Genomic DNA, 17,592 nt, shown 5'->3' with positions numbered 1-17,592 from the left:
AAGCGTGCGACGCAACAGGAGCGCAATAGCAGCACCACAGCTAAGTACATACACCACACAACCCTATACCCTACGCCCTATACCTTACTCCTTATGCCTCGCAGCTTTTGCAGTTCACCAGGTTCGTGACCATGTCTTTGGAAACACTCTGGCTGCGCTGATAATAGAGCGTTTTAATGCCCAGCTTCCAGGCCTCAATGAGCAATTTGTTAACGTCTTTTACCGGGAGCTCTGCAGGTATGTTGAGGTTAAGACTTTGAGACTGATCAACATATTGCTGACGGATGGATGCCTGCTGAACAATTTCCAGTTGACTGATCTCCTTAAAGGTCTTAAACACTTCTTTTTCTTCCGGGCTCAGCTCTTTCAAATGCTGCACGCTGCCATGGTTGAGCATAATGCCGCGCCAGGTATCTTCATTGTCTATTCCTTTTTGTACCAGCAGCTCCTTAAGATATTTATTCTTACGCATGAAATTTCCTTTAGACAGGCCGGCCTTATAATAGTTGCTGCTAAAAGGTTCTATACCCGGGGAGGTTTGTCCCAGTATCGCCGAAGAGGATGTTGTGGGTGCAATAGCCAGCAGGGTGGTATTTCTTCTTCCATATCCTTTCAGCAGGTCGGGCTCGCCGTAGATCCATGCAAGATCTTTGCTGGCCTTCACCGCTTTTTCCTGGATATCCTGAAATATGGAACTGGTTAATTGCTTTGCCCTTAACCCTTCAAAGGGGATCCTGTTCTTTTGCAGGTAGGAGTGCCATCCTAATACACCTAATCCTAAGGCCCGGTGTCTTTTGGCAAAAGTATTGGCTGCTTTTAAGTAATAGTTATCTTCCGATTTGGCTATAAATTCCTGCAGCACCGCATCAAGAAAAAAGATAGCCAGCTTAACAGCATCGGTGTCTTTCCATTCGTCGTACAGCTCCAGGTTCATAGACGACAGGCAGCAGATAAAGGATTCATCCTCTGAAGAAGGTAACATAATTTCAGAACAAAGATTACTGGCATGAATGGTGAGATTCTTGTCTTTGTATACCTGTGGCTTATTCCTGTTCACATTGTCGGAAAAGAAAATATACGGCAATCCTTTTTGCTGGCGGCTTTCTAACACCTTAGCCCATATTTCCCTTTTCTTCATGTCGCCATCTACCATATCCTGCATCCAGTAATCCGGCACACATACAGCAAAAAAAAGATTCTGAATGGGATGCCCGATATCTTTAATGGAGAGAAATTCGTCAATATCCCCGTGATCAATATCCATATATGCTGCGAATGCACCCCTGCGAACGCCACCCTGGGATATGGTATCCATAGCGGTATCAAACAGGCGCATAAAGCTCACGGCGCCACTGCTTTTGCCATTATCGGTTACCGCGCTTCCCCTTTCCCGTAAGGCGCCAAAATAAGCGGAGGTTCCCCCACCCAGCTTGGTTTGCATGATCACTTCTCCCAGCTTATGCGTAATGCCTTCAATGTAATCGGGAACGTGAACATTAAAGCAGGAGATCGGCAGCCCTCTTTCCGTTCCCATATTTGCCCATATCGGGGAGCTTAAGCTCATCCAGCCACGTTCTACCATCTCTTTAAAAGCCTCCTTCAGTTCCGGCTTGTATAAGCGCTGGGAAGCAGCGGCGCAAATTCTTTCTATGGCGCCTTCAACGGTTTCTCCCTTCAACAAATATCCCCTGTTAAGGATTTGCTCACTTTCTTCGTTCTTCCACCATAATTTCCCGTGTTCATATTTTCCATTGGTATCAAATAGCTGGTCGGTGGCGGGAGCGGTTGCAAATAATGTGGTCATATAAAGTTTATTTTTACAGGTAATGGATAAATGTTAACAGTTGGATCAAAACAAATCGTATGCAGAGATGCTTTTGTCGAATTTGGTATATTCTACCGGACGTTTGGCAAAAAAGTCATCCAGACTGTTGGAGAACACTTCTTCTTCAAACCATAGCATGGCGGCGCCTTCTTTTGCACTGATATTGAAAATGGGGGGAATGCCAATCTGTTTCAGGCTGTCATCGGCTCTTTGCTTCATGAAGTTGGTCAGGTCATTTTTGTTGATGATATCAATTTCACCGGCGCCGAAAATCCATTCTAATATCCGCACTTCCGTAGCGATAGACTGCTGTACAACAGCGCATACATGATCAATCATCTCCGGGGAAAAAATTTCAGGATACTCCTCTTTTAACTTGTTGATAAGGAAGATGCCGGCATTGGCATGGATCTGCTCGTCTACAGAGGTCCACGCAATAATATTACTCACATTTTTCATCAACCCTTTAAATCTTGTAAAAGCAAGGATAATGGCGAACTGGCTGAACAGGCTCACGTTTTCAATGAGCAGGCTGAACAGGATAAGAGAAACGGTATATTCCTTTTTATCTGTAGATTTCGCGTTTTGAAGCGCTGCCGATAAATATTGAATACGCTCTTTCATTACGGGCACTTCAACCAGGCTCTCAAACTGGTTATTATAGCCCAGCACTTCCAACAGGCGGGAATAGGCTTCCGAATGCCTGAATTCGCATTCTGCAAAAGTGGAACCCAGTCCGTTCATCTCCGGCTTGGGAAAATGATGGTATAAATTACCCCAGAAGGACTTCACCGCAACTTCTATCTGCGCGATGGCCAGGAGGCTGTTCTTTATGGCGTTTTGTTCCGCTACCGACAAGTGCGCATGAAAATCCTGAACATCGGCTGTAAAATCTACCTCGGAATGCACCCAAAATGATTTATTGATAGCTGCTGAAAACCGGAGCACCTCCGGGTATTCGAATGGTTTGTACTGTACTCTTTTATCAAAAAGACCCATAGTAAATGAATTTAGATAAGACAAACCTTCCACGCTCCATATTGCTATAAAGTGGAAAGATCAGTATTTTAATAATTGGAATTTTTCGTCCTGTATCTGAGATAAAGTTCACAATTAATTATTTTCCGGAACCCGAAAGAAATTAACAGCATGTGTATAAGTAATCTTTCTTTTTACAAAGTCATGACGGCTGCCAGCTCTTACAGGCAGGCTCTATTACATTAGCAAAGATGCATTCATTTGGAGCTCTCCCGGACAGCAAATGATCGTCATTTATAAATTATTATATACTACTTTTGCGGTATCCTGGCATCCTTAACTACATATAAACAGTTTAGTGTATTCCTTCTTCTTACCGCCCTGCTTGTTCAATCTTTCAGCAGGATGCTGGTTATAGGCGATTATTATATTAACACTACAAGCTATGCCGTTAATTGTGAGAATAAGGCGGTGGTAGAGCTGCATTGTAGTGGTAAATGCCAAATGACCAAAAAGCTTAAACAAGAGGACGAAAAAGATAAAAAGAATCCCCAGAGAAAAATTGAAAATCACAACGAATTCTTCCTTTTTGATTACCGTTCCACCGGTCTTTCACCTGCCGTTTTTTATAGTGATAAACAAAACTTTCCATTGTTACCGGATCCTCAGACAATAGATCGTCCGCACTGCATTTTCAAGCCGCCTGCCGCATAACATTTCATTCATACGCTACAGGATCAACTCTTCCCCGAAACGGACAGGGCATATAAGCCTGTGGCTGCAATTTTTATTTTCACATAAAAAAAGCATGTGCGCGAACACATGCTCCATTTTCAATGAAAGGAGAAAAAATTCAACCTTTCTTAAAAATTGTATTCAATGAAATTACTAAAATATTTGCTGGTACTCCTTACTGTATTTCCCGGCATAAAGGCAAATGCACAATATATTGTTAAGGGTTATATTTACGACCTCCAGGGGCGCCAGGCGTTAAGCGCTGCAACAATAGAAACACCCGATAAGCTTTCTCACGCTATCTCCAATGATGCGGGATATTTTGAAATAGGAGTAGCCAGGGCAGAAGGCACGTTGCAGGTATCTATGGCAGGTTACAGAAAACAAATGGTGCGTTATAACCACCAGGATACATATCTTAATATTCAATTAGAAGCGGATGCGGTTTCGTTAAATGAAGTTAGGGTAACCGCATACAGCGGTAACAAAACCAATAAGGAAACTGCCGGCGCTGTTGCCAGTATCAGCGGCAGCCAGATACGGCAGGGAAATGGCGTGTCGTTACAACCTGCCCTCAACAGTGTTCCCGGCGTTCGGATGGATCAGAGCACATTGTCTGAGTCACGCATTTCTATAAGAGGGAACGGGGTAAGGTCTCCCTGGGGGATCCGCAATATAAAAATTTATGTAAACGATATTCCCGTAACCGAGGCCGATGGCACTTCCCGCATAGAGGCGTTAGACGTAAACGATATTGGGAAGGCAGAAATTATAAAAGGCCCCGCATCCAGCATCTATGGCGGGGGAACGGGGGGTGTGATCAATTTTCAACTGCAGCGTTCGCCTTACCAGGAGCAAAGTTTCGAAATTTCAAGTCTTGCCGGTTCTTACGGCCTGAGGCGTTTGGCCACTACCTATCGCTACGGTGGTGATAAAATGAACAGTTATCTTTCCTTTGGCTGGCAGCAATACAACGGATACAGGGAACACAGCAATGATATGCGGCGTTTTCTCGCGGGCAATTTCCAGTTCTTCCCATCCGAAAAGCAAACCATTACCGTGCTGTTAAACAGAACTACCCAGCATGCTCAAATTCCGGGATCGCTTACCCGGCAGCAGGTGGAAGATAATCCCAAACAGGCCAATCCTTCCAATACGGATAAGCAGGCAGGACGTTACCAGAACTGGACAAGAATAGGAATAGGCCAGCAGTATCTTTTCAACAGCCGGTTTTCAAACGCTACCAGCATTTTTACTTATTTCTATGATCTGAACCATCCCCTTCCTTACGCTTATATCCGCAATTACTACGAGAGCTATGGCGGCCGCACACGGTTTAGCTATGATGCCGGCTTTGCCGTACTCCCTACTAAATTTACCCTGGGAGCAGAGTTTAACCAGGCCAATACCAAAGGCACGCAATATGTGAATGAACACGGCAATGAAGGCGCCATTAACGGAAATACCGATTATAAAAACACGTTGTATTCGCTGTTTTACCAGTCGGAAACTTTTATAAGTTCAAAAACAACGCTGGCAATGGGGCTTAGCTATAATGGCCTTACTTATGATGTTAGTGATTACTTAGTGGCAGCGCAAAGTGGTGTTAAGAAATTTAAACCGCAGGCTTCGCCGCGTATAGCATTAAGCCATAATTTCGGGAACGCGCTTTCTTTGCATGGAAGCATCAGCTCCGGCTTCTCCCCGCCTTCGGGCTCTGAAATAAAAAATGTGGATGGCTCCATCAATACGAGGCTACAGGCAGAAAAAGGGATCAATTACGAGATAAATGCCAAAGGTAATTTGTTCCTGTCACGCTTAGCTTACGATCTTGCTTTATTTAAAATGGACATGAAAGGGGAACTGATCGGTCAGGCGGTGCAACAGGGTATCACCATTTATAACAACTCCGGCCGCACCAGCCATAATGGTATTGAGTTGGCCCTATCGTACCTGGCCATAAAAGAAGAAGATGGGAAAGCGGTCACTTTATTAAGGCCCTATGCGGCGGTAACGTATTCGCATTTCCAGTTTGATGATTATAAGATATTAGACGCACAGAGCCAGGTAAAAGCCACGTACGACGGTAATGAGCTCACGGGAATTGCTCCCTGGGTAGTAAGCGCCGGCTTTAATATGGAAACCAAAACAGGTATCTACTTTTACGGGAGCTATTTTTTTAATGACCGGTTACCGTTAGATGATGCCAATACGGCCTATAATCCTGCTTACCAGGTTTTGAACGCCAAGGCCGGCTTTAAGAGAAGCCTGTCCAAACACGTTGAGATCAACATTTATGCAGGCCTTGATAATATTACCAATAGCCGTTACAGTTCCATGACCGCTTTAAATGCCGTTGCTTATGGCGGGGGATCGCCTGCTTATTTCAGTCCTTCGCCTGCAAGGAACGGCTACGGAGGACTCAATGTCAAATATATTTTTTAACTATCAATTTTTTCTGAATGAAGAAGCTGTTCCTTATTTATATAACTGCGTTCGGTATGCTGTCATCCTGCAGCGATAGCATACCCAGCGGCAAAGAGTCCGTTCCTGTACTGCTCTCCGATACGAGCAATAAGGCATCCTGTGTATTTCTGGCCAAAGATGAAAAGAACAATCCTGTTGTTAGCTGGACAGAGACAGACAGCACGGGAAACAAGCATTTCTATTTTGCCAACTGGGATGCAAAGACACAGCAATTTACCCCTGGTGTGGCTATACCCATAGAACCCAATACCAGCATTCATGAAGAAGGGATGCCTAAAATTGCTGTTAAAGGCGATGGTACGATCGTGGCTATATATGAAACATCAGTTCCCTCAGCAAAAAGCAGGTTCGGGTTAAGCGATATTCAATATGTTATGTCCTTTGATAAGGGAAAAACATGGACTGACCACAGATCTATCCAGGCTGCTGTGCCCCATACCGGTTCACGCTCTTTCGGTAATATGATACGGCTCGACGATGGAGAAATAGGCGTTGCCTGGCTGGATACAGATCCCGGTGACGCTAATAGCGGACGACCGGTGAAATTTGCAAGAACTAACGGGAAAGAAGGCTTTGGGGATGCCATTCTGATAGAACCTTTTGCCTGTCAGTGCTGCCGTACCGCCCTTAGCAGTGACGGAGAGGGTAATATCAGGGTTGTTTTCCGCGACCTCCTTTCGGGTTCGGTAAGGGATATTTCCGTTAGCAGCTCTGCCGATAATGGACAGACCTTCAGCAAGGCTGTGCCTTTCAGCAATGATCACTGGGTGATAGATGGCTGCCCGCATAACGGGCCTTCGGTGGTGAGCCAAAATGAAGAAACTTATGTAACCTGGTTTACCGGCTCCGACCGGAAAGGTGTTTTTTATGCAGCATTAGATAAAAACAATAACATGATCCTAAAGCGGCAGCTTGCCCCCAATGGCCGGTTTGTGCAGCTATGCCTTATGCCCAACGGAACGCGGATTGCCGCCTATAATGCCAGCTACCGGGAAGGAGATACAATGTATAGTAAAATTGTAGTGAACAAAATAGATGGGAATGCGTTTTTAGAAAAGGAAATCACGTTGCCCCGTGTGCATGCGGCTTACCCGGTAATACAGGTTGAAGGGAAGGAGAACGTGATTATTGCATGGACCGACAACGATAAAATTTACTATACACAGCTCAACACAAAAACCATTACTGATATTACAAAAGAAAACGTAGCACAGCCTTTTACCGGTAAGGAAAGTCCTGCCTTCCCTGCGTTAGAAGTTGCTAAAGACCCGGTTTGCGGCATGAAGATAAATGACCAGATGACGGGCGACACTACTTTATTTCAGGGGAAAATAATGGGTTTTTGCAGCCACGGCTGTAAAGAGATGTTTTTGAAGGATCCTCATGCCTATGCAGTAAAGCAGTAAGCACAACAGCGCACAAAGGCAGACACGGGGATGAGTGCGTTGTTTAATTACCTTGTTTGCGGAGTACCCAAAAGCAAAGAGGCTGCACCATTGCGGCAGCCTCTTTTACAATATCAATTGCTGGCAATTATATTTTTCCCGACAATTCTTTACCTGCTTTAAAGCGGGCCACTTTTTTGGCTTTGATTTTAATAACAGCGCCTGTTTGCGGATTACGTCCGTTACGGGCAGCACGCTTGGAAACGGAAAAAGTACCAAATCCTACCAGGGTTACCTTATTACCTTTCTTCAGGGTTTTGGCAACCGCTTCGGTAAATGAATCTAATACGGCGCCGGCCTGTTTCTTGGTAATGGCTGCATCAGTGGAAATTTTTTCAATTAACTCTCCTTTGTTCATAATAGTATGTATTTATTGGGTTAGAATGCAAATATAGCTGAAGTAATTGCTTCTGATCATGCAAAAAATATTTTTTACAGAGAATTTTATGGATTCAGTTTTTCCATGTCAGCCATTGTCCATTTCTGCGGGTATCCCCAGCCGGGTTTGGCTATACAGGCGCCATCTTTATGCAAACTAAAAAAATTTTACTGCTAAGCAGCATAGCGCGGCCCGGGGAACAAATGGCTCTGTTTAAACCGCCCCGGATATGTGCCTGTGTAAAATATTTTGTTTTGCCGGGATCATATTACAACTGTAAAATGGCATAACTGCTCAGTTTCAATACAACAGTTCCTGTATTGTATTACCTGCTTTGTAAAGTAAGCGATTTAAATTTCCGCGTCAGGTCGGTTAAGGATCTTTCAACGCCCATCCGTTCCAGCGAGGAAGCGCCCACAAAGCCATGTACCCCGGTTTTATCTAACACTATACGTACATCTTCAGGCGTGTTAATAGGGCCGCCATGCGCCAGGAAAAAGATACCGGGATTTACTTTTTGCCCTGCTTCCATAATTTCACGGGTACGGGCTATGGCATCATCCATTGTACAGGAAGCGCCGGTAACACCTACCGACCCGCCTACCGTAGTACCCACATGCGAAATGATGGCATCGGCGCCTGCTTCCGCCATCTGCATAGCTTCTTCTGCCTTAGCTACGTATACAATAGAGAACAAATCCATCTTAGTGGCAAGCCTCACCATTTCCACTTCCTTATCAAACCCCATCCCTGTTTCTTCTAAAACCTGCCTGAAATGACCATCAACAATGCAGTGCGTGGGAAAATTATTGACGCCCGAAAAACCCATTTCCTTCACCTTTAATAAATGATGCCACATCCTGCGGCGGGGGTCGGAACCATGCACACCGCAGATCACGGGAATTTCTTCCACCACCGGCAGCACTTCAAACTCTCCGATATTCATAGCTTCTGCATTGGCATCCCCGTAAGCCATTAGTCCGGCAGTAGAGCCATGGCCGGCCATACGAAACCTGCCTGAGTTATATATAATGATCAGGTCTGCACCACCCTTCTCTATAAATTTAGCGCTGATACCCGTGCCGGCACCCGCAGCAATGATTGCCTTATTCTGATCAACTGTTTTTTGTAGCCGTTCCCTCACTTCCTGTTTCGTATAAGGATTTCCCTTTCCAGTCCATTGATTTGCCATAATTATCTGTTTGAGTTATGTATGTTTTTACTTTTCTTCTATTATACGCTTCCATTCCTAATATGCCTGTGTGTGATATTTTTTTCCTCTTCTTTTAAACACATAGGATCATAGGTCACATAGGTTCATATAGATATCACGTAAGGCTTTTTTCTATCTCTATTGTGCTCCTATGTTCCTATTGTGTCTATGTGCTTAATATTTTCTTCAACACATAGGACCATAGATACATAGATGACACATAGGAATTTTTTGGTTTTTCTATTGTGTACCTATGTTCCTACTGTGTCTATGTGCTTAATATTTTCTTCAACACATAGGATCATAGATACATAGATGACACATAGGAATTTTTTGGTTTTTCTATTGTGTACCTATGTTCCTACTGTGTCTATGTGCTTAATATTTTCTTCAACACATAGGATCATAGATACATAGTTGGCACATAGGAATTTTTTGGTTTTTCTATTGTGTACCTATGTTCCTACTGTGCCTATGTGGTTTTCCTCTTCTTTTAAACACATAGGATCATAGGTCATAAGGTGCACATAGGGTCTTGAATTCTCTATTGTGTCCTATATTTCTACTGTGTCAATGTTTTCTTCACCATATAGGAGATAGCTAAACAATATTGAGCTACTCTTGCCGCTTTTTCATCACGCTTAACAATGCACTTACCAGCATAGCCGAAAATTCCGGGTCATTTATATGCGCATCCGCTTCGACAACATCTATCGTTGATTTGGTATTTTCTTTTATGGCATCAAATAAAACCCTGTTAATTTCCGGCCTGTAAAATATTCCTCCTTCCGCATCTACCTGCGAAATGCCTTTTGCCGGCAATAAAACTTTTACCGGCGCAGGCGAACGGTTTATTTTCTGCGCCAGTCTTTCACCCAGTATTTTATTCTCTTCTTTATTCGTCCGCATTAAGGTTACATCGGGAGCCCAGTTATACAATTCCCGCGATTGGTATTGCGCGGGCACGGTATCGGGTTGCGCAAAATTTACCATATCCAAACAGCCGGGCACCACCACCTGGGGAATGCCCATCTCGGCGGCGGCGTTCAGCCTGTCGGGACCCGCGCTGCAAATGCCTCCGCATAAATCATCCGCCAGCTCGGTAGTAGTAATATCTAAAATAGCGTCAAAACATTTTTCCCTGATCAACGACTCCATTGTTTTACCGCCAACCCCATTGGCATGAAAAGCCAGCACTTCATACCCCTGCTTCCTTAATAGCTCGCTGCACTGATCAACACAGGCCGATGTATTGCCAAACATACTGATCGCAATGGTACCTGCAACCGTACCTGTTTTCTCGTCTGTTATTGCTGCCATAGCGCAAATTGCCGCCGCGGCACGCCGGATTAAAAGTTTGCTGATACTATTCAATCCGGCCACATCAACAATGGAGGGCATCAGCACAATGTCTTTACTTCCCATTTGCCTCGACAGGTCTTTGGCGGCCAGGGTGCTCAGGCAAAGCTTGGGTATGCTTAACGGTATTTCCTGCATGGCAGAAAGCGCGATATAAGTGCCGCCGCCACCGCCCATTCCGATTGCCGCTTTTATTTTGTTTGCCGCTACCAGCCCGGCTACCAGCTTTGCCGCTCCCCTGCCCATCACATCTACCGCATGCCCGCGGTCTCCTCCTGTTCTTAATGCCGTTATTACATCACCACCTTCTGATGCCACCTGGTCTGATTCGATATCAACGGGGAAATCTGTTGTAGTTCCCATCACCCCGGTATTCATCGTTATCACTTTTTCTCCCAAGCCTGTAATGCAGTTCCGGAGAAAGGAAAAATCTTCACCCTTCGTATCAAAACAACCCAGTATTAAAATACATTTATTATTGTGAGGCATAATTGATTTCAACTTAAAATTATAATACGGTCAATGTTGAGGCACATCAATATCAAATACAATTACCCGCTCTAATTTAGGCACCACAAACTCCTTCACCTTTTCATGAACAGGATGCGGAAGATAGGCATCGCGCGATGCTAACGTATCGAAGGTCATAACAAACCCGTGGGTAAAATCTTCGTTCAAACCTTCGCTGCTATTGTACGGGCCATATTCCATATCCAATAGCCCGTCAATCTTTCCTACCATAGCTTTCATCGTACGAAAGCATTGATCTACCTGTTCTCCGTTAATCCCCGGTTTAAATTTAAACACGCCGAAATGTCTCACCATAATTATTTTTTATTTAAGGGTACGTATATAAGCAAGCAGATCCGCCACCTGCTTGTCAGAATAGTGATCAATTAACCCCTTCATCATAAAGGAGCGGCCACCCAAAAAGCCCTGGCTTAAAATAGCACCGGCTTCAACAAAGACCTGGGTGCCACCCATAAAAGCAATAGTGGCGCCCCGATCGCTTTTATTAACCAGGTAGCCTTCTACGGTGCTGCCATTTTTTTTGGTAACGCGGTAAACGGCATAATTAGATTCCACGGCTGCATCCGGATCAAGGATAGCGGTAAGCAGGGCTTCATTGTCGCGGTTTGCCGAACCATCTAATGCAGGCGCTATATTTTTTCCTTCGTTCCCTACTTTATGACACAACAGGCAGGTTTGAAAAAGTACCTTCCCCGCTTTTACATCACCCCCTTTCTTTTCAGCGATAGCCATGTATTTGGTGAGCCTGGCTTTCAACGCCTTTTTTTCCGCTTCATACCTGTTGGTAACACTTTCCCAGATAGCAATAGCGCGCTTGTCTTCCTTATTGTAGTTACGGATGCGTTCTGCTGCAGGCAAATCAAACGAAGCCGGTGCAAGCTGTTTCTTTTCATACATGTCTATCAGCAATGCGGCGCCTTCTCCCGATGCAGATAAACCTGTTACCAGATCACCCTTCTGCGCTGCGCTGAGCTGGGGAACCCACTGCCGGGCAATGCCCAGCGCCGATGTTTTGTCGGCCTTTGCCAGGCTGGCGAGTGCAGCGGTTCTGATGCCAAAGCCAAGCTTTTGATTCCTTACTGCGCGGGCGAATATATCTTTGTTGAGCGATGTATTATTTTCTAATGCCTTCAACGCTAACTGCACTGTTTTTTCGGACGACTGATCATTGATCCGGGCAACAACCCCATCGCGTACCTTTTCAATATTAAAACGGCCCACGGCATCCAGTGCCCGGTTAACATCAGCTTCCGAACGGCTGCGCAGCAATACAGCTACCGGCTCCTGCAGCATTACCGCCAGTTCGGGCGACTGTAACTGTGCCTGGTTTTGTAATGCGTAGCTCGTATACACCCCGGCGTTAGCTTTATTATGGATCACCGGTTTTACAGTTTCAAAAATGGTTGCATTGTTCAGCATACCCGCAACAAATACAAAGCCCGGCTCATCCAGCTTACTGATACCGAGGCGGGGCCACAGCTTCAGGAAAGCGGTTTCTTTTTGCCCGGCAGGCAATGCCTGGATAGCCCAAAGCAAATGATCGCCGCTCATTTTTTCTGCAGCAGGGCTATTGAGGTACGCCTGTAATTCATTGGGATATTGCTCTAATGCTTTACGGGCAAGGAATCGCTCAAAGCTTCTTTCATAGGCGCCTCCCATGGCATTACCTTCAAGCGCCGGTTTTGAAGCGCGCACCAGGATGGCAATAATTGCCTCATCTGCCGCTCCCAATTCATCAAGCGTACGAAGCACCTGTGCACGTACCATGGGGTTTTTATCTTCAACTAAGTTTTTTAAATAACCGGCTACCGCTGCTGTGCCGGGCGAAAAGCTGGTTAAAGAACGAACGGCCTCCCGGCGCAGATCATCCGATGAGCTTTGCAACAACGCCTGCAATAAGGCGGCATCGTAATGTTTGATCCCTTCTAATGACCAGAGGGCGTGAATGCGGGTAATTTCATCCTGGCCGGCATCTGCAGCCAACTGTACGAGTGGCTGGGCCAGCTTTTGCGTTTCTGCCAATGGTCTGTCTGCAACCTGATGCCATGCAGCGCGTTTTTCCCAAAGGGACGGCGACTGCAATCCTTTTACCAGGTCTTCTGTTTTAACCTGGTAATAATCCGGGATAACACGCGGTTGCTGACTTTTATGACGGATGCGCCAGATGCGGCCATGCGTTTTATCCCTGTCGGGATGAGTGGTAGGAATTTCATTGTGAGAGATGATCTTATTATACCAGTCGGCTATATACAGGCAGCCATCGGGGCCAAACTCCATATTTACCGGGCGAAACCATTTGTCTTCCGATGTAAGCAGGTCGGGCAGGTGTGTTGCGCTAACGGTTCCATCGGCATTGCGTGTAACCTTAACCGCGTTAACCGTGCTGGTAATAGGGTTGGCCAAAAATGCCACGTTCTTCCATTCGGCCGGAAACGATCCCGAAAGATCATCGGGAAAAGCCAGCCCGGATATACCGGTGCCGCCTACCCTAAATTTGTGCAGCTCGGGCATCCATGGCTGGTAAGGGCGTAAGCGCTCGTTTCCAATACCGGGGTATCCTGTGCCGGGTTCCATAGGAACAATGGAATAGCCCAGGTCATTAGCCTCACAGCCGTACCATTGGCCGTTGTTGCGAAGCTGGTAGCCCCAGATATTATTTAAGCCGGCATTTACCAGTTCCATCTTTTTGGCATCCATTGAAAAACGGGCGATCTTACTGTAATCTATTTTCAGCTTAACATCGCTCACTAAGGAAGACGCTTCTCCTTTATTAAGCGCTCCCTGGCTGAAATTGATCCAGTTGCCCGGCGCTCTTATCAGCACATGCGGCATGGTATGCGTATCCGTGAAGCCGAAGCCCGTAAGCAATGGGATGCGCTCATCGGCTTTACCGTCATTGTTACTGTCTCTCAGGAAAAAAAGTTCCGATCCCTGCGCCACATACACCCCGTCTTTATAAGGTAAAATACTCATGGGAATCGTGAGTCCATCGGCCCAAACCGTTGTTTTTACGGGGCCGTTGCCATACAAACCGGAGAGCACGAGCACCTGGTCGGTACCTTTCGTTTTGCCCTGGTACAGGTCAAGTATGCGTTTAAAGTTCGGGTGATTTCGCTGCGCCTCCGGGTCATCCATCAGCTTCAGCAAATCGTTCCACTGTATATCCGCAATGGGATCCAGCGGATACATCCTGGCAGTTTGCGTCCACAGTCTTCCTGCATCATCAAAGGTGAGGTCAACCGGGTTAATAATACCATCCCGTTCGCTGGCTACCAGCTCTACCACAAAACCTTCGGGCACTTTAAAGCCCGCCAGTTCTTCTTCGGGTGTTTTAACCCTGTCGGGCGGTATGTTTCGGGTGCTTTCTGTTGTTGGTGCGGAAATAAAAAACAGGCTTGTAAATACAAGGAAGAGACCGGGAAATTTCATGTGTTGAAAATTGTAAAAAATAAAAGATCAGGGTAATGTGGTGCTCTTGTGTTATAGGAGCTATTGCTGTGCTAAACGTAATGTGAGAATGGTGAATAGTGAATTCACTATTGCCTGTTCACTTCCTTCAAATCATACTTACAGTTCAGTAATGGTAAGATCCCGGAACTCAACTATGCCGGCGCCTCCGCTGTGTATTTGAACGGCAATCACGCCTGTAGCCGGTATTTTAGGATCTTTCTCCGTGTATTCACAGGTCTTAACGCCGTTAATGTACAGCTCATGATAATTGCCTTTAACGCGGATAATATAACTGTTCCATCCATCCGGTTTTAACAGGCGCTGTAAAATGCTGAGATCTCCCCCAACGAGTTTACCGCGGCGATGCTCATCATAAATATCTCCCCAGTAGCCATTACCGATATCGGCCTGGTAGCCCACAATTTCGCCGTTGATTATTTTTGAACGGTATTGAATGCCACTGTTGATCATGCCTGTTTTTTCATCGCCCGATAAACGAAAGAGGCAGCGGAATTCAAAATCACCGTATTCTTTTTCTGTATGCAGATAGGTGTTGGAGGGTATGTTGTTAATACCATCCCCACACATCATTACGCTGTCTTTAACATACCAGAGCCGCTGATCGGCGGGGTTTACCGTTTTCCAGCCATTCAGGGTTTTGCCATCAAAAAGGGAGGTAGCTTTAACAGATGATTCCTGCGCAGCCACACGGGTATTCAAAAGCAATAGCAGTATAATCATTTGCAGCGATAGAAAGCATGGAAAAAACTTGCTGTCCTTTACATCAAAAATGCATTTTGCCTTCATATTTTATTACGGTTATTTTTTCAGGCTATAATATTACTGAACATTGGCGATATCCCGATGTGTTTAATGCTTTTAATTACCGTTTCTAAAAAATAATGAATACCATAAAAAAAGCCACCCGGTTTAACAGGTGGCCTCAGCTATTTTTATGGAATAAGCCCGGTTAGGCTATGCTAACCGAAGGCTTCCATGAATATACTGCAGATTTCATGAATACCTCCTTTTGTTTGGTGAGTTGGAGTGATGAAAGTACGGAAATTTTTTAATATCCGAATCTGAAAATCGAAGTGGTTCCGCCCCTCACCTCTCCCTTTTCCCCTTTCTCCTTTCACTTTTTACCTCTCACTATTCACTTCGTTACCCTCAACACACCCCGCATTACCACATAATGCCCCGGATAAGTGCATACGTACTGGTAATCACCCGGCTGCGCCGGTGCAGTAAAATAAATGGCTTCTTTTTCAGTGGGGCCCAATAACCTGGTATGAAATAACACATCCGGTATTGATGGCACAAAGCCCAACTTTTCACCATTCAAACCTAATTTTGTTGCCGCTTCCCCCACATTGTCTGCGGCACCCGGCTTGGTAACCACCAGATTATGCAGCATATCGTCATTGTTATTAAAGAGCAGCTTTACCCTGGAACCAGCTTTAACCGTAACAGATTCCACATCAAATTTCAACCCGGGTTTGGTACCTATTATAATCGTGCGGTCGGCGCCTTTTGTCCAGCCTGATGGCTGTTGGGTTACATATTTAGGGTCACTGGTTTTTGATGCTTTTGCAGGAACCGTTGCAGTTTCCTGTTTCATAGTATGCACATGCTGAGGCACAGCCGCTGTTACCCTGTTCTCTGCGGTGATGGCAAGCTTTTCACCATCGGGCAACTGATTAAGCGTATAATAACCGAAGTTATGCAGCAGGGTATTGCGCTCTGCAGACAGCACTCCTTCCGCTTTTATTTCATGAATATAGCCCAGCCTCAGGCTATCCACCACCAAACGTACTTTTAAGCGATCCGGTGAAACGGCTATCGCTTTAATGGGGCAGGAACCCTGGTTAATAACCGGACTGCCATAATTATGATGAAACTTGTATGTGAAGCTTGAAATATGGTAAGAAGCCACATCGCGTGCCGATTGTTCATCTACCGGCTGCGTAAATTCAATTTCAAAACCATCGGGCTTAGCCTGTATTGTTTTCATTTCAAATGCCGTTTTGCCATTCCATACCATCCGTTGCAAACCATATGCCGCCCTGCCTGTAGAACCCCATCCACGGGATGTCATGCCAACAAACATGCTGCCATCTGATCCCCAGTTGAGCCGCAGAATACCTGAAGAAAAACCTTCGCGAAATGGAAATACCACACCCTGGTAAACACCTTTTACTTTTTCGAGATATACCCGCATGATCTTGCTCTGTCCCTGGTCGCCTACAAACAACTGCCCTTCAAAGGGACCCATCTTGCCATTAGTGTCGTAATTGATCAGCCCTGCGGTGGATATACCCAGGATAGTATGCGGGAACCACACCGATGGTGGCTTTAATCCCGGCACCCGTTTGGCTACATCGTATTTGGGTTCGCCCGTATCGGGAATATCTTCTTTTTTAAGTGTAACGGTAGATCCGGGCAGGTGCGACCACACAAGGCTTGCGGGGTTTCCTACAAAATCGCCTTCGGCCACATGCGTAATGCTGCCTGAGCCTACCCAGTCGCCCTGGTTTTCTGCATAAAATATATCTCCCTTATCGTTAAGGGCAAAAGCTGCCGGCGACCGCATGCCCGCAGCAAAGGGCTTCATTTTTCCATCGGGTGCAATTTTTATCATCCATCCATGCCATTTAGATAAGCTTTCACCATGATCGCCTACCCACGCAAGGTTCAGAGTAATTATCATATTGCCTTCCTTGTCTAACACCGGCCCATACGAAAACTCGTGGTAATTGGCTGCTAACGGCCACGAATACACGGTTTCATACTCATCCGCTTCTCCGTCACCATCTAAATCCCGTAAGCGCGTAAGCTCCGACCGCTGCACCGCGTATATATCGCCATTGATATAGTTCAGCCCCAGCACTTCATGCATGCCCTGTGCAAATAAACGGTACTGTGGCCTGGCGCCGTTTTTCATATAGGGGTTGGTAATGATCCATACTTCGCCCCTGCGGGTAGATACCGCAAGCGCATCATCGGGTAAAAAAGTCATGCCGCCCACTTCCAGCAAAATACCTTCAGGAATGGGAACGGTTTGGATGGTATAAAAATCTTCTTCTTTCTGAACCTGTATGGTTGTATCTGCCGGTGCCTGAGCAAACAGGCTCACAGCAGCAGCCGTGCATGCTGCAAGACACAGCATACGTTTTAATGAATGAAATAT

12 protein-coding genes are annotated in these 17,592 nt (G+C 45.7%); 3 read left to right on the top strand and 9 right to left on the bottom strand.

Annotation, left to right across the window (positions count from 1 at the left end; translation table 11 throughout):
- Positions 1–91 precede the first annotated feature (91 nt).
- Together PLE34_RS06820 and PLE34_RS06815 are read right to left on the bottom strand one after the other, a co-directional pair.
- Entirely contained in the window at positions 92–1,804 is a 1,713-nt protein-coding gene (locus PLE34_RS06820) for a ribonucleoside-diphosphate reductase subunit alpha (RefSeq protein ID WP_324555238.1), read from the bottom strand.
- Between the two features lie 45 nt (positions 1,805–1,849).
- On the bottom strand, positions 1,850–2,824 hold the full coding sequence (locus PLE34_RS06815) for a ribonucleotide-diphosphate reductase subunit beta (RefSeq protein WP_324555236.1): 975 nt from the start codon (positions 2,822–2,824) through the stop codon (positions 1,850–1,852).
- A gap of 483 nt (positions 2,825–3,307) precedes the next feature.
- Between PLE34_RS06815 and PLE34_RS06810 the strand changes: the two genes are divergently transcribed.
- The 3 genes from PLE34_RS06810 (at position 3,308) to PLE34_RS06800 (ending at position 7,431) form a co-directional block, all read left to right on the top strand.
- Positions 3,308–3,517 (top strand): hypothetical protein, encoded by a 210-nt coding sequence (locus tag PLE34_RS06810; RefSeq protein WP_324555234.1) that lies wholly within the window; start codon positions 3,308–3,310, stop codon positions 3,515–3,517.
- 165 nt (positions 3,518–3,682) lie between these two features.
- Complete coding sequence (locus tag PLE34_RS06805; RefSeq protein WP_324555232.1) at positions 3,683–5,983, top strand: TonB-dependent receptor; 2,301 nt, start codon at positions 3,683–3,685, stop codon at positions 5,981–5,983.
- 17 nt (positions 5,984–6,000) lie between these two features.
- Positions 6,001–7,431 (top strand): YHS domain-containing protein, encoded by a 1,431-nt coding sequence (locus PLE34_RS06800; RefSeq protein ID WP_324555231.1) that lies wholly within the window; start codon positions 6,001–6,003, stop codon positions 7,429–7,431.
- A 127-nt stretch (positions 7,432–7,558) separates the two neighbouring features.
- Here PLE34_RS06800 and PLE34_RS06795 read toward each other — a convergent pair whose 3' ends face one another.
- From PLE34_RS06795 to PLE34_RS06765, 7 genes are all read right to left on the bottom strand, one after another.
- Positions 7,559–7,828 (bottom strand): HU family DNA-binding protein, encoded by a 270-nt coding sequence (locus PLE34_RS06795; protein WP_324555229.1) that lies wholly within the window; start codon positions 7,826–7,828, stop codon positions 7,559–7,561.
- Positions 7,829–8,174: 346 nt separating this feature from the next.
- Positions 8,175–9,041 (bottom strand): phosphoenolpyruvate hydrolase family protein, encoded by an 867-nt coding sequence (locus PLE34_RS06790; protein ID WP_324555227.1) that lies wholly within the window; start codon positions 9,039–9,041, stop codon positions 8,175–8,177.
- A 636-nt stretch (positions 9,042–9,677) separates the two neighbouring features.
- Positions 9,678–10,910, bottom strand: a complete 1,233-nt coding sequence (locus PLE34_RS06785; RefSeq protein ID WP_324555224.1) for a Tm-1-like ATP-binding domain-containing protein — start codon at positions 10,908–10,910, stop codon at positions 9,678–9,680.
- Between the two features lie 30 nt (positions 10,911–10,940).
- The gene (locus PLE34_RS06780) at positions 10,941–11,246 is read right to left on the bottom strand and encodes a Dabb family protein (protein ID WP_324555222.1); all 306 of its coding nucleotides are present in this window, start codon (positions 11,244–11,246) and stop codon (positions 10,941–10,943) included.
- A 9-nt stretch (positions 11,247–11,255) separates the two neighbouring features.
- Entirely contained in the window at positions 11,256–14,381 is a 3,126-nt protein-coding gene (locus PLE34_RS06775) for a DUF7133 domain-containing protein (protein WP_324555220.1), read from the bottom strand.
- Positions 14,382–14,519: 138 nt separating this feature from the next.
- Positions 14,520–15,209: a 3-keto-disaccharide hydrolase gene (locus tag PLE34_RS06770; protein WP_324555218.1), complete on the bottom strand. Its 690-nt coding sequence runs from the start codon at positions 15,207–15,209 to the stop codon at positions 14,520–14,522.
- A 349-nt stretch (positions 15,210–15,558) separates the two neighbouring features.
- The gene (locus PLE34_RS06765; RefSeq protein ID WP_324555216.1) at positions 15,559–17,571 is read right to left on the bottom strand and encodes a plastocyanin/azurin family copper-binding protein; all 2,013 of its coding nucleotides are present in this window, start codon (positions 17,569–17,571) and stop codon (positions 15,559–15,561) included.
- Between the last annotated feature and the right edge of the window lie 21 nt (positions 17,572–17,592).

Origin of the sequence: Agriterribacter sp., assembly GCF_035445465.1 — a bacterium.
GTDB lineage: Bacteria > Bacteroidota > Bacteroidia > Chitinophagales > Chitinophagaceae > Agriterribacter.
The sequence above is the reverse complement of the archived record's forward strand: the minus strand, read 5'-3'. Positions and strand labels throughout refer to the sequence as shown.